Origin of the sequence: Streptomyces sp. NPDC007901 (assembly GCF_042959465.1) — a bacterium.
In the GTDB taxonomy this organism is placed as follows: Bacteria; Actinomycetota; Actinomycetes; order Streptomycetales; family Streptomycetaceae; genus Streptomyces.
Map to the genome: position 1 here is coordinate 523,906 of NZ_JBIBKW010000003.1, position 12,456 is coordinate 536,361.

Annotated in this window: 10 protein-coding genes; 4 read left to right on the plus strand and 6 right to left on the minus strand. The window is 72.1% G+C overall.

The window, feature by feature from the left end:
- Positions 1 to 8: 8 nt before the first annotated feature.
- From ACFZDK_RS12695 to ACFZDK_RS12720, 6 genes are all read right to left on the minus strand, one after another.
- Positions 9 to 2,684 carry a glycosyl hydrolase gene (locus ACFZDK_RS12695; RefSeq protein ID WP_390972011.1) on the minus strand — a complete coding sequence of 892 codons (2,676 nt, stop codon included), beginning with the start codon at positions 2,682 to 2,684 and terminating at the stop codon, positions 9 to 11.
- 114 nt (positions 2,685 to 2,798) lie between these two features.
- Positions 2,799 to 3,305: a YbaK/EbsC family protein gene (locus ACFZDK_RS12700; RefSeq protein ID WP_390972012.1), complete on the minus strand. Its 507-nt coding sequence runs from the start codon at positions 3,303 to 3,305 to the stop codon at positions 2,799 to 2,801.
- A gap of 62 nt (positions 3,306 to 3,367) precedes the next feature.
- The gene (ddaH, locus tag ACFZDK_RS12705; RefSeq protein WP_390972013.1) at positions 3,368 to 4,234 is read right to left on the minus strand and encodes a dimethylargininase; all 867 of its coding nucleotides are present in this window, start codon (positions 4,232 to 4,234) and stop codon (positions 3,368 to 3,370) included.
- Between the two features lie 144 nt (positions 4,235 to 4,378).
- On the minus strand, positions 4,379 to 5,707 hold the full coding sequence (locus ACFZDK_RS12710; protein ID WP_390972014.1) for an MFS transporter: 1,329 nt from the start codon (positions 5,705 to 5,707) through the stop codon (positions 4,379 to 4,381).
- A gap of 26 nt (positions 5,708 to 5,733) precedes the next feature.
- Positions 5,734 to 7,119 carry an FAD-binding protein gene (locus ACFZDK_RS12715; RefSeq protein WP_390972015.1) on the minus strand — a complete coding sequence of 462 codons (1,386 nt, stop codon included), beginning with the start codon at positions 7,117 to 7,119 and terminating at the stop codon, positions 5,734 to 5,736.
- Between the two features lies 1 nt (position 7,120).
- Positions 7,121 to 7,453, minus strand: a complete 333-nt coding sequence (locus ACFZDK_RS12720) for a hypothetical protein (RefSeq protein WP_355710403.1) — start codon at positions 7,451 to 7,453, stop codon at positions 7,121 to 7,123.
- Between the two features lie 176 nt (positions 7,454 to 7,629).
- Between ACFZDK_RS12720 and ACFZDK_RS12725 the strand changes: the two genes are divergently transcribed.
- The 4 genes from ACFZDK_RS12725 to ACFZDK_RS12740 all read left to right on the plus strand — a co-directional run bounded on the left by ACFZDK_RS12725 (position 7,630) and on the right by ACFZDK_RS12740 (position 12,441).
- The gene (locus ACFZDK_RS12725; RefSeq protein ID WP_390972016.1) at positions 7,630 to 8,889 is read left to right on the plus strand and encodes an ATP-grasp domain-containing protein; all 1,260 of its coding nucleotides are present in this window, start codon (positions 7,630 to 7,632) and stop codon (positions 8,887 to 8,889) included.
- Positions 8,890 to 9,078: 189 nt separating this feature from the next.
- Positions 9,079 to 10,380 carry a SidA/IucD/PvdA family monooxygenase gene (locus tag ACFZDK_RS12730; protein WP_390972017.1) on the plus strand — a complete coding sequence of 434 codons (1,302 nt, stop codon included), beginning with the start codon at positions 9,079 to 9,081 and terminating at the stop codon, positions 10,378 to 10,380.
- Between the two features lie 60 nt (positions 10,381 to 10,440).
- Complete coding sequence (locus ACFZDK_RS12735) at positions 10,441 to 10,806, plus strand: cupin domain-containing protein (protein ID WP_355725321.1); 366 nt, start codon at positions 10,441 to 10,443, stop codon at positions 10,804 to 10,806.
- Positions 10,807 to 10,809: 3 nt separating this feature from the next.
- Positions 10,810 to 12,441, plus strand: a complete 1,632-nt coding sequence (locus ACFZDK_RS12740; protein ID WP_390972018.1) for a class I tRNA ligase family protein — start codon at positions 10,810 to 10,812, stop codon at positions 12,439 to 12,441.
- Positions 12,442 to 12,456 lie beyond the last annotated feature (15 nt).

Sequence of the window (12,456 nt, forward strand, 5' to 3'; positions counted from 1 at the left end):
CGTTTGCGTCAGCGGCAGTCGCGCACCTTGATCGCGTAGATGCCGCGGCCGTGGGTCGCCGCGTACAGCGTGCTGCCGTCGGGGCCCAGCTTCAGCTGGAGCACGGCGACCGCCGGGAGCGAGCCGACGCGCTCCCACCGGGTGTGGCCCGGGGCGCGGTAGACGACGCCGAGGTCGGTGGCGACGGCGAGGCCGCCGTTCGGGGTGACGACCGCGGAGTTGGTGGGCACGTCGGGAAGGTTGGCGGAGATGTCCTTCCAGGTGGTGCCGCCGTCCGTCGACTCGAAGACATGGCCGACGCCCGCGCCGGGGCCCTCGGTCCAGTGCCGGGAGAAGCCGTTGACGGCGAGGAAGACGTGGTCGGCGTTCTTCGGGTCGACGGCGAAGCCGCTCAGGTAGCGGTTCGGTACGGTGCCGTCCGCGCCCGTCGTGGGCAGGGTGATGTCGTGCCAGCCGGTGCCGTCCGCGTTGCCGACGGAGATGCCGCGGGCGAAGCCCTGGTTGTTGCAGGGGCCGCACCAGGCCGCGTAGACCTTGCCGCCGGAGGCCGCGACGGCGGTCGCGGCGCGGCCGGCGCCGAGGTCGTAGACGCTCTTCCACTCCGAGCCGCTGCGGATGGCGTAGCCGTGGGTCTGCACCCAGATGTGGCGTCCGCCGGCGACCCAGGTGTTGCTGTCCTTGGCGTCGGTGGCGAGCGGGGCGATGAAGCGGGCCTCGCTGGTGGCGTTGTCGGCCGGGGCGACGTTGTACGAGGTGGCCTTGCTCGCGTCCGTGACCCAACTGCCGTCGTTTACCGCACAGTTCTGGGTCACCTGGACGGAGAGGTAGACGTACTCCTCGGCGATGTTGCAGCCGTTGGCCGGATCGGTGAGCGTGTCGCCGCCGTCGCCGCCGAAGTTGGAGCCCATCACGGTGTCATTGCTGCGCAGCACGGACTGGCCGTTGTCCTGCAGCCCACCGGTGACGGAGACGCCGCCGTGGTCGAGGTCCTTGCCGACGCCCACCGAGTAGTACTGGAGCGTGTCGATCGTGCCGTCGTTGAGGGAGGTCCAGTCCGTGGCGTGCCCGGAGGCGTCCTGGGAGCCGTGGACCGGGCGCTTGTAGACGCCACCGTCGTTGCCGACGTACACGAAGCTCTTGCCGTGGTAGCGGCCGATGGCGACGCCGTGCTGGTCGGAGTGGGTGGTCTGGCTGCAGTCGCCGGTCTGCTTCGCCGGGTCGATGCTCCAGCAGGGGAAGCTGAAGTTCCAGTACGGGCCGACGGTCGACCAGGTGCCGCCGCCGTCCTTGGACTCGTAGACCTCCTCCAGGCCCGCGTACACGTGGTTCGGGTCGCTCGGGTCGACGGTGAGGAACTGGTTGTACCAGGCCTGGACGCCCGGCATGTAGCCGCTGGAGGTCAACGCCGAGCCGTCGGCGGCCAGTTGCGTGTAGTCGGCGATCTTCGTCCAGGGGCCGAACGGGGAGGCGGCGCGGTAGATGCCCTCCAGACCGCTGTCCGGGTTGGTGTTCAGCTGCTCCGGCGACTGGTCGATGGCGTAGTAGCGGGAGCCGTCGGCGGAGCGGGCGAAGGTGACGTTGCCGACGTCGTCCGGGTCGGTCGGCAGGTCGCCGAAGCCGCTGCTGACGCGGGTCCAGGTGCCGCCGGAGTCCTTGGCGTAGAAGCCGTTGTAGTCGTCGCCGCTGCGCCAGCCGACCGCCAGGATCATCCTGCTCGGGTCCTTGGGGTCGATCGCGATGTCGTTGGCGATGTTCTTGTACGCGGCGGACGGGTCGCTCGCGAGGGAACCGCCGGGCAGGTAGGCGGGGTTGGGCGCGAACTCCAGCTTCCAGGCGCCCTTGAGGGTCTTCGTGGAGTGGCTCCACACGCCCTCGCTGGTGGCCGCCCACACCTTGCCGCCGCCGAAGCGCAGCTCGTGGATGGTGGTGGACTCCAGTTCGTCGCCGCCGACCCGGCCCCGGGCGGAGAAGGTGCCGTGGTGCGGGTCGGACAGGACGTAGACGCCGCTGCCGAGGTAGGCGTCCGCGTTGGTGGTGGCCTCGCCGGTGCCCAGCCACAGCCGGCCGGTTCCGTCGAGCGCGAGCGCGCCGGTGGACTGGGAGGAGAGCCCGTCGCTGATCGGCTGCCAGTGCCCGCCGCCGCTCCGCGAGCGCCACACTCCGCCGCCCGCGCTGCCCGCGTACACGTATCCGTCGTCGTCGGCGGCCATCGCCGCCATCCGGCCGGTGACGTTGCCCGAGCCGCCGCTGGAGTTGGAGTCGATGTCGCGGTAGCGGGAGTCGTCGGAGTTGTACGGCAGGTCGGTGATGTTGCGCCAACTGCCGCCGGTGGAGGGAAGGTTGCTCAGGTCGTCCCAGGCGGCGCCGTACGCGCCCGGGGCGACGATGCCGGGCGAGGTGCGGGCCTCGGCGTACTGGTCCGCGCCCTCGGCGATCTCGTCCGCCTCGTTGCCGTCGTCATCGTCCTCGGCGGTCACCTTGGGGGAGACGGTACCCACCGACTGCGTGCGTTCGGCGGCGAGCCGGGCGAGGGCGCGGGCTCCGAACGGACTCGAGCCCGACGCGGCACCCGCGGGTACCGCGACGAGCCCGGCCGCTGCGGTGATGGCGCAGATCGTGAGCCATCGTCTTCTGTTTCGAAGGGTGTTTCTGAGGGTCGATCTCTTGCGGGGTGATGCTGGCACCGGATCCTCCCGAACGGGCCTTGATTCAGCCGTCGGAGGAGACCCGACCACGCGCCCGCGAGGATGTCCGACGTTTGGGACGCCCTTGACCAGAACCTGTCATATGTAAACCGGTCAGGCGCCCCGGCCCGCGATGGCCTCCACGCGCGGGGCCACCAGCGTGCGGTAGCACTCCGTGCGCAGGGCCACCGACTCGTCGAGGCGGCCCGTGTTGAAGAAGATCTCCTCGTGGGCGAGGAGGTCAGGGTCGGCGATCACGTCCAGGTCCGGGTCGAAGCTGAGCGGCATGATGGAACCGCTGACGCAGCCCGTCAGCCGCTCGGCGACGTCCCGGGCCGCGAAGGACGCCTCCCGGCCGGCGTACAGCGCGTTGACCGCGGGCAGGTCGACCCTGCGGTCCCCGGGGACCACCGCGATCACGTACCGGCGCCGCTTGCTGCTCAGCGCCACCCTGATGACCAGGCTCTTCGCGGCCTGGTCCAGGCTGTGGCCGCGCAGGGTGCTGGCGAGGTCGGTGCGGCCCTGCGGCGCGTGGTGCAGGAGGCGGTAGCGGGCGCCGCCCCTGGCGAGCAGGTCGAGCAGGCGGTTACGGCTGTCCGCAGTCGTGAGCGCGGAGGACATGGTGATCCTTTCCCTGAGGAGGAGTTCCTTGAGGGGGCTTCCCTGAGGAGGACTCGGGTGGCTCAGCGGTCGCGCAGCTCCAACGTGCAGCACTTGACGCTGCCGCCCGCCTTGAGCAGTTCGCTGAGCTCGACCCCGATCGGCTCGAAGCCGCGGGCCCGCAACTGGGCCTGCAGTCCCCGGGCCGCGGTCGGCAGCAGCACATGGCGGCCGTCGGAGAAGGCGTTGAGCCCGAAGACGGCGGCGTCCTCGGCGGTGGCGATCACGGCGTGCGGGAACAGTGCCCGCAGCACGGCCCGGCTGCCCGGGGTGAACGCCTCGGGGTAGTACATGATCTCGTCGTCGGAGAGCACCGCGAGGGCGGTGTCCAGGTGGTAGTGGCGCGGGTTGACCAGCGTCAGCGAGGTGACCGGCAGCCCGAAGAACTCCTGTGCCTCGGTGTGCGCGCGGATGTCGGTACGGAAGCCGGTCCCGGCCAGGATCCGCCGGCCGACGGTGAGGAGGTCGCCCTCGCCCTCGTTGATGTGCTCGGGCCACAGCACGTCCCGGTAGCCCTGCTCCTCGAACCAGCGCAGGTAGGCGGGCCCCTCGGCGGTGCGTTCGGCGTGCCGGAAGCGGGCGCCGAAGACCTTGCCGTCCACGACGGTGGCGCCGTTGGCCGCGAACACCATGTCGGGCAGCCCCTCGACCGGCTTGATCTCCTCGACGCTGTGGCCGAGTTCGCGGTAGAGGTCGCGCAACTGCTCCCACTGGCGCACCGCGAGGAGGTTGTCGGTGCCCCGGTCGGGGTTCATCCACGGGTTGATCGAGTACGTGACGTCGTAGTGCCGGGGCCGGCACATCAGCAGCCGCCGACGGGTGGCGGTCCGGGTGGGCTGGTCCGCCGGGTGCGTCGAGACGCTGGGCGCGATGGTGTCGGTGACCGGCACGGGTGCTCCTTCTGCTGGGCTCATGGGTGATGAGGTGATGAGGAAGAGACAGGACTCAGGGGTGGTGAGGGGTGCCCGGCCCGCGCGCGGTGGTGGTGGGCGGGCCGGGGAGGGGAGGGGAGGGGAGGGGAGGGGGAGTTGCTCTCAGGCTCCGCTGGGGACGGCGTTCCCGGCCGCGGCGGTGGTCTCCTCGGCCGCGGCGGTCGTCTCCTCGGCCTGCTCCGTCCGCTCGGCCTTGGCGTCCGGCTGTTCGTCCGAGGGGCGCAGGCCGAAGAAGGCCAGGGCCGCCGCCAGGGTGCCGAGGACCGCGCAGGTGGCCCAGACGCCGTCGCCGTAGTGGGTCCACATGAGCATGCCGAGGGCCGGGCCGACCGCCGAGCCGAGACCGAACACGGTCTGGGAGGCGGCGATGTAGCGGCCGCGGACCTTCTCGCCGGCCTTCGCGGGGTGCGCCCACAGGGTCGGCCCGCTGACCATGAGGCCGCCCACGCTGACGGCGGTGGTGAGCAGGACCAGGGCGGGCACGCTGCCGGGCAGGCCGAACCCGGCGATGCCGAGGCAGTAGACGAAGGTGCCCACCGTGGCGGCCGTGCTGGCCCGCCAGCGGCGGATGCGGGCCGTCACCGCCAGTTCGAAGCTGATCAGCAGCGCCGAGGACAGGGTCAGCACCCCGCTGTACAGGGCGGTGGAGTGGCCCGCCTCGTCCAGGTCGACCGGCAGCACCGCGAAGAACTGGGCGTACACCAGGGCGCTGAGCAGCATCGAGGTCAGGTAGAGCAGGAAGCGGCCGTCGCGGGCCATGGCCCCGTACGCCGAACGCTGGGCCGCGGCGGCGGTGCCGGGCTCCGGCTCGTCGGCGGCCGGTGCCGGGCGGGGCAGCAGGAACGCGGCGAGCAGGGCGTAGGCCAGCGCGCTCGAACCGTCCACCCAGAACAGCAGGTTCCAGTCGATCTCGATGAGGCCCGCGGCGAGCAGCGGGCCGGCGGCGGCGCCGACGTTCATGGCGATGCGCAGCATGGAGAAGCCCATGACCCGGAACTCGTCCGGCATCAGGTCGCTCAGCAGCGCGGAGGCGGCCGGACGGTACGACTGGGTCATCATGCCGAGGACGACGACGATGCCGAGCAGGACCGGGTAGTGGCCGGGGCCGGCCAGCCAGGGGATGACGAAGACCAGCACCGCCGAGCAGCTCATCGCCGTGGCGATGGTGTTGCGGCTGCCGAGCCGCGAGGTCAGTTCGCCGCCCAGGAGGGTGCCCGCGACGGCGCCCACGCCGTAGGCGCCGAGCAGGAAGCTCGCCTTGTCGACGCCGTAGCCGCGGTGGGTCAGATACAGCACCAGGAAGGTCTGTACGAAGGCGCCGAGCTGGTTGAGCAGCACACCGCCGAGGAGGTAGCGGACCGAGCGGGGCGTGGCCCGCAGGGCGTCGAGGACGCCGGGTGCGGCGTTCTCCTTGGACTTGGACACACTCATCGCTTCACCTTCGTAGAGAGGGGGTGTCAGGAACCGACGGCCTGGTCGAAGGAGAAGACCCCCTCGGGGTCGTACTTCTGTTTCACCTGGACCAGGCGCGCGTAGTTGGCGCCGTAGTAGGCCTCGCGCCAGTCGGTCAGTTCCGGGTCGACGAAGTTCTGGTAGGCGGACCCGGTGACGTGCGGGGCCATGGCGGCGTGCAGGCCGCCCAGCCAGTCGAGGCCGGCGGCGACCCGGCCGGGCTCGTCGTCGTCCGACCAGGAGGTGTCCATGGAGACCAGGAACAGGGTGTCCCGGTGGACGAAGGCGGTGGCGTCCGGGGCCACCCGGTTGATGGCGCCGCCCCAGGAGAACAGGCCGACCCCGCCGCCGTCGGCGTTGTGGCTGCCGGGCCAGCGCTCGACCCAGGACAGCATGGTCTCGACGCCGTCGGCGGCCAGCGGCTCGCGGATGTAGTTGGAGCGGAGCGCGAACTGGTCCCCCGAAGTGGCGTGCACCATGTACTTGTTGGCCTCCCAGAAGGTCCGCTCGGTGACCTCCCGGGACACCGGGGCGGCCACCGCCAGGACCGGGTCCAGGATCTCCAGGCACGTGGCGGCCGGACCGAAGTACTGGCCCTGCAGGGTGACTTCGGCGTTGTCCCGGACCGCGCCGGGCCCGCTGCCGTACGTCCACACCCCGAGCCGGGCCGCGAAGTCGTCCGGTGCCTGCTGCACCATGCGCTGGCCGGCCTCCAGGACGGCGGCGGCGTCCGCCCACTTGAAGGTGAGGAAGAAGGTGGTGACGTCGGGGACCGGCCGGGCCTGGAAGGTGAGGGAGACGTTGATGCCGAAGTTGCCGCCGCCCCCGCCCTTGCAGGCCCAGAACAGGTCGGGGTTCTCCCGCTCGTTGGCCACCGCCAGGGAGCCGTCGGCGAGGACCACGGTGGTCTCCACCAGGGCGTCGGCGGTCAGGCCGTAGCGGCGGGCGGCGAACGCGGCGCCGCCGCCGAGCGCCAGGCCGGCCACGCCGACGGTCGGGCTGGTGCCGGTGGAGAAGACCATCTCGTACGGCTGCATCGCGTCGTAGACATGGCTGATCCTGGCCCCGCCGCCCGCGACGACCAGGCCGGTGGAGCCGTCCGCGCGGGTCTCGGTGAGCCGGCTGAGGTCGATGACCAGGCCGTCGTTGACGGAGTAACCGGCGAAGCTGTGGCCGCCGCTGCGGGCGACGACCGGGACGCCCTGCTCGCGGGCCCAGACCAGGGCCCGCTGCACGTCCGACGCGTGGGCCGCGGTGAGCACGGCCGCGGGGGCGCGGTGCCTGTAGCGGGTGTTGAAGAGGTGGGAGCCGACGCGGAAGCCCGCGCTGCCCGGCAGGAAGACCCGCCCCGCCACCTCGCCGGCCAGCCGGGAGTAGTCGACGCCGGCCATGTCAGCGCACCTCCTCGATGGCCGACAGGCCGCTCGCCGCGTGGGCGCCGTAGCGCTCCCACCGCTCGTGCAGCCGTATCCGGCCGTCGGCCAGCAACTCGGGGGTGTTGACGCTGTGGCCGGAGATCACCCGGCCGTCGTCGAGGACCATGCTGTACGAGAAGCTGATCACACCGTCGGTGTCGCGGGTCCCCGCCAGGGAACCGCGCCGTACGTCACCGCCGGTGAACTCGGCCCAGACCAGATCGCCCCGTTGCCGGTACAGCGCGATGGGCGCGTCGTCGGCCGGGTCGGCCAGGACCTTCCGGAATCGCTTGCCGTCGTAATTGATCACGTCAGCCATGGAACCGGCGGGCGCGATTGCCCGGAAGGGCCCCGCCCGACGGCCAATCAACCGGACATGAACCCGGTCCCCGTCCGGGTTGATTGTCCCTTCCGGACATGGCTTCCGGGCAACCGGCGCACCCCGTGGAATCGCTCTGTCACTCGGATTCAGGAGGCGATCAGCGCGTGGACGACAACGGTGCCGACAAGGGCGTGGAGGGCGTGATCCTGCTCATCGGGTGCGGGATGCGCAAGTACCGCGAGTACCTGCTGGCCGGAGCGGCGGCGACGCACCCGGTCTGGCTGTTCACAGGAGAGGAGCCCGACTGGCAGACCCCCTACCTCACCGGCCACACGGTCGTGGACGTCACCGACCGGGACGCCGTGCTCGCGGCGGCCCGGGAGCTGGCGGCGCGGATCCCGGTGCGCGGTGTGCTCAGCTGGGACGAGACCCTGATCGTGACGACCGCGCGGGTGGCCGACGAACTGGGCCTGCCCGGTGCGGGCGTGGACGGCGTGGAGGGCTGCCGGGACAAGTACCGCAGCCGGCGGCTGCTCACCGCGGCCGGCCTCGACCAGCCCGGGTACGCCTGGGTGGACACCGCCGAGGAGGCGCTCGCGGCGGCGGAGCGGATCGGCTACCCGGTCGTCGTCAAGCCGCGCGGGATGGGCGCCAGCATCGGGGTGGTGCTCGCCGCGGACGCCGGCGAGGTCGTCGACGCCTTCCGGACCGCCGACGAGGCGAGCCGGATCGGCGCGGTCTCCTACCGCGGCGGCGCGCTGGTCGAGGAGTACCTCGAAGGACCCGAGATCAGCATCGACGCGGCCGTCGTCGACGGCGACTACCACCCGATGTTCGTGGCCCGCAAACAGGTCGGCCTCTTCCCCTACTTCGAGGAGATCGGCCACCACGTCGCCGCCGACGACCCGCTGCGCACCGACCCCGCGCTGCTGGCGATGCTGCGGGCCGCGCACCGCGCCATCGGCTACGGCTTCGGCATCACCCACACCGAGGTCAAGCTGACCGCCCGCGGCCCGGTCATCGTCGAGATCAACGGGCGGCTCGGCGGCGACCTCATCCCGCGTCTCGGGCAGCTCGCCACCGGCATCGACCCGGCCCGCGCCGCCGTGCGCGCGGCGCTGGGACAGCGCCCCGACCTCACCGACACCGAGCACCGCACGGTCGGCATCCGCTTCGGCTACCCGCCCGAGGACTGCGTGGTCCGCTCCGTCACCCTGCCCGCCGCGGCCGAGGGCCTGCTGGCCGCCGAGGCGATGGCCGACCCCGGCACCGAACTCCGGCTGCCCCCGAACGGCTACATCGCCCGCCACTCCTACGTCATCGTCACCGGCGCGGACCCCGCCCGGACCACCGCCCGCCTGGACACGGCGGCGGCCCTGGTCACCCTCGACCACGAGCCGCTGCACGTGCCCGTCCCGGCGTGACCCGGGCCCAGCGGCCGACGACCGCCGGGCGCGGTCGGACCCACCGGCCCCAGCGCCGCCCGGACGCCGGCGGGCCCACCCGCAGAGAGCCGCGCGGTACCCACCCGGGCCGACCGCCCGGCTCGTCGAGGTCCGACCGGCCCACCCGTCCCCGGAACCAGACCGCCGACCCCTTCTGAGGAGATCCACATGGCACACCGCACAGTCGAACTGCTCGCCGTCGGCGCCGGCCCGGCGAACCTCGCGCTCGCGGTCGCGCTCGAGGAACTGGCCCCCGATCTCGCGGACCGCGCCCTCGTCGTCGAACGCGAGGAGAACGTCGTATGGCAGCGGGGCATGCTGCTCCCGGACGCCCTGAGCCAGGTCTCCTTCCTCAAGGACCTGGTCACGATGCGCAATCCGCGCAGTGAGTTCTCGTTCCTCAGCTTCCTGCACGACCGCGGCCGGCTCGACGCGTTCGTCAACCTCGGCAGCTTCGTGCCGTACCGCAGCGAGATATCCGAGTACCTCCAGTGGGTGGCGGACTCGCTGGAGCAGGTGCGGGTGGAGTACGGCCGGGGCGTCACCTCGGTCACCCCCGTGCACGGCACGGACGGCGAGGTCACCGGCTGGACCGTGGCGATGTCGGACGGCGACACCATCGGCTGCCGCTACCTGGTGATCGGCGCCGGACGCGACGCCCATGTGCCCGCCGTGTTCGAGGGGCTGCCGGCCGAGCGGGTCATCCACTCCACCCAGTACAGCCAGCGGATCGCCGAGGTGCCGGCGGACCGGCCGCTGCGGGTCGCCGTGGTCGGCGGCGCGCAGAGCGCGGCCGAGCTGTTCGGCGCGGCCCTGCGGGACCTGCCCGACTGCCGGCCGACGATGATCATGCGCTCGATCGGTCTGAACGGCTACGAGAGCAGCAAGTTCACCAACGAGCTCTTCTACTCCTCGTTCGTCGACGAGTTCCACGCCGCCGACCCCGAGGCCCGCCGCCAGCTGCTGTCCGAGATGCACCGCTCCAACTACGGCGGTCTGGCCCCGGCCACCCTCGACTCGCTGTACCGGCAGTTCTACCAGGACCGGCGCACCGGCACGGACCGCCTGGGCATGGTCACCATGACCGACATCACCGGCGCCACGGCCGACGGCGACGACCTCGTCCTGACGCTCACCGACCGCCGTACCGCCGAGGTCCGCGAGCTCCGCTGCGACCTGCTGCTGCTCGGCACCGGGTTCGTCCGCGAGATGCCCCGCATGGTGCGTTCGCTCGGCGACGCGCTGGGCCTCGGCCGGATCGACGTCACCCGCAACTACCGCCTGGACACCGGCCGCCGGGACAGCGCCGCCTGCTACCTGCAAGGCGTCAACGAGGCCACCCACGGCATCGCCGACTCGCTGCTCAGCGTCCTCGCCGCACGCTCCGCGGAGATCACCGAGGACATCCTCGCGCACCGCGCCGGCCGCCGGAGGGCCGGAGACCGCGAGCCCGCCCTCGCCGCGGCCTGACCACCGCCGTTCCCGCCGACCACCCACCCCGGTCCCAGCCGAACCCCGCAGAGAGACGACATGCTGATCAAGCACCTCGACCGCGCAGGCCTCACCCACGAGAACGGCCTCGACGCCCAGCGTCTGCTCCCCTGGCCCCAGTTGAACGCCCCCTTCGAGGGCTCCTGGTGCGTCATCCGGCCCGGCACCGCGTCCACCGCGCACGCCCACCACGAGTACGAGATCTTCGTCGCCCTGCGCGGCGAGGCGTTCCTGGAGTCCGACGGCGAGCGGGTCCCGTTCACCGCCGGCGACATCGTCCACTTCCCGCCGCACCACGAGCACCGGGTCGTCAACGACTCCGACGCCGACTTCGAGATGTACAGCGTCTGGTGGGACGCCGAGATGGCCGGCCGCTTCGCCGCCCGGCACACCGAGGAGGCCTGAGCCATGGACCAGCAGCAGACGGGGCAGCGGCGCACCGTCATCATCGGCCCGCCGCCCACCCCCAACGGCGACCTGCACGTGGGCCACATCGCGGGCCCCTACATGGCGGCCGACGTGCACGCCCGCTATCTGCGGGCCACCGGGCAGCCGGTGCTCTACACCACCGGCACCGACGACAGCCAGACCTACGTCGTCTCCAGCGCCGCCAAGCTGGGCACCACCCCCGAGGCGCTGGCCCAGAAGAGCTGGCGGGAGATCCGGGAGACGCTGGAGCTGATGGGCATCGCCGTCGACGGGTTCGCGCCCTTCGACGACGGCTACCGGGCGATGACGCTGGACTTCCTCACCCGGCTGCACGAGGCCGGCAAGTTCCGGCTGCGCACCGTGCGGCTGCCGTACGTCGAGGCGACCGGCGAGTTCCTGATGGAGGGCCTGGTCAGCGGCGGCTGCCCGGTCTGCCTGGCGGTCAGCCGGGGCGGGCTGTGCGAGAGCTGCGGCCACCCCAACAACTTCGCCGAGCTGACCGACCCGCGCTCCACCGTCGACCCCACGGCCGAGGTGACCCACCGCGAGGCGCAGATCCTGGTGCTGCCGCTGGAGGAGTACCGGGAGCAGCTGACCGCCTACCACCGGGAGAAGGAGTCCACCTGGCGCCCGCACATCGTGCAGCTGATGCGCGAACTGCTGGCCCGCCCGCTGCCGGACTTCCCGATCACCTACCCCACCGGCTGGGGGATCCCCGCGCCGTTCCCGGAGACCCCGGGCCAGGTCCTCAACGCCTGGGCCGAGGGCATGCCGGCCTCGATGTACTGCACGGCCGTCGCCCAGCGCGCGCACGGCGAACAGCCCGCGGCCGACGACGAGTTGTGGCGCGCCGAGCACGACATCCGGCTGGTCTACTTCCTCGGCTTCGACAACGCCTACTTCTGGGGCCTGACCCACCTGTCGCTGCTGCTCGCCCACGAGGGCCGCTACGTCGTCCCGGACGCGATCGTCAGCAACGAGTTCTACGAGCTGGAGAACGAGAAGTTCTCCACCAGCAAGGGCCATGTGGTGTGGACGCGCGACCTGGTGCGCGAGGTCCCCCGCGACCTGGTCCGCTTCCATCTCGCCCTCACCGCCCCCGAGCACGCCCGCACCAACTTCTCCCGGGCCGCCCTGGAGAAGATCACCGGCGAGCGGCTGGTCGAGCCGTGGAACCGGCTGGGCGCCCTGCTCGGCAAGGCGGTCGCCGAACTCGGCCTGGAGGGGCAGGAACTGCCGGTGTCGGCGGCGGCGAACGCCCGCCGGGCGGCGACGGCCGAACGGTTCGCGTCCGGCTACCGGCTCACCGGCTACAGCCTCAGCCGCACCGCCGACCTGATCCCGCTGCACACCGAGCGGCTCCTCCGCCGGGCCGAGGCCCTGCTCGACGGGGCGGCCGCCCCCGACCGGGCCGCGGGCGCCGCCGAACTGGGCGACCTCTTCGCGGAGTTGCGCACCCTGATCGCCGCAGCCTCCCCGATCCTCATCGACCTCGCCGAACTGGCCCGGGCCGAGGGCGGTTTCGACGGCACCTTCGCCCTCGCGCCCGCAGAGCGGACGACCACGGCGTTCACCGTCCCGGCGCTCGGCGGCACCGCCTGCCCGAGCTGAACCGACGACCTGCGT

Excerpts from the sequence above, each read along its gene's own strand:
- ACFZDK_RS12700 (WP_390972012.1), bottom strand. The coding sequence starts at position 3,305 with ATGTCCTCCGCGCTCACGACTGCGGACAGCCGTAACCGCCTGCTCGAC.
- ACFZDK_RS12710 (WP_390972014.1), bottom strand. The coding sequence starts at position 5,707 with ATGAGTGTGTCCAAGTCCAAGGAGAACGCCGCACCCGGCGTCCTCGAC.
- ACFZDK_RS12715 (WP_390972015.1), bottom strand. The coding sequence starts at position 7,119 with ATGGCCGGCGTCGACTACTCCCGGCTGGCCGGCGAGGTGGCGGGGCGG.
- ACFZDK_RS12730 (WP_390972017.1), top strand. The coding sequence starts at position 9,079 with ATGGCACACCGCACAGTCGAACTGCTCGCCGTCGGCGCCGGCCCGGCG.
- ACFZDK_RS12735 (WP_355725321.1), top strand. The coding sequence starts at position 10,441 with ATGCTGATCAAGCACCTCGACCGCGCAGGCCTCACCCACGAGAACGGC.
- ACFZDK_RS12740 (WP_390972018.1), top strand. The coding sequence starts at position 10,810 with ATGGACCAGCAGCAGACGGGGCAGCGGCGCACCGTCATCATCGGCCCG.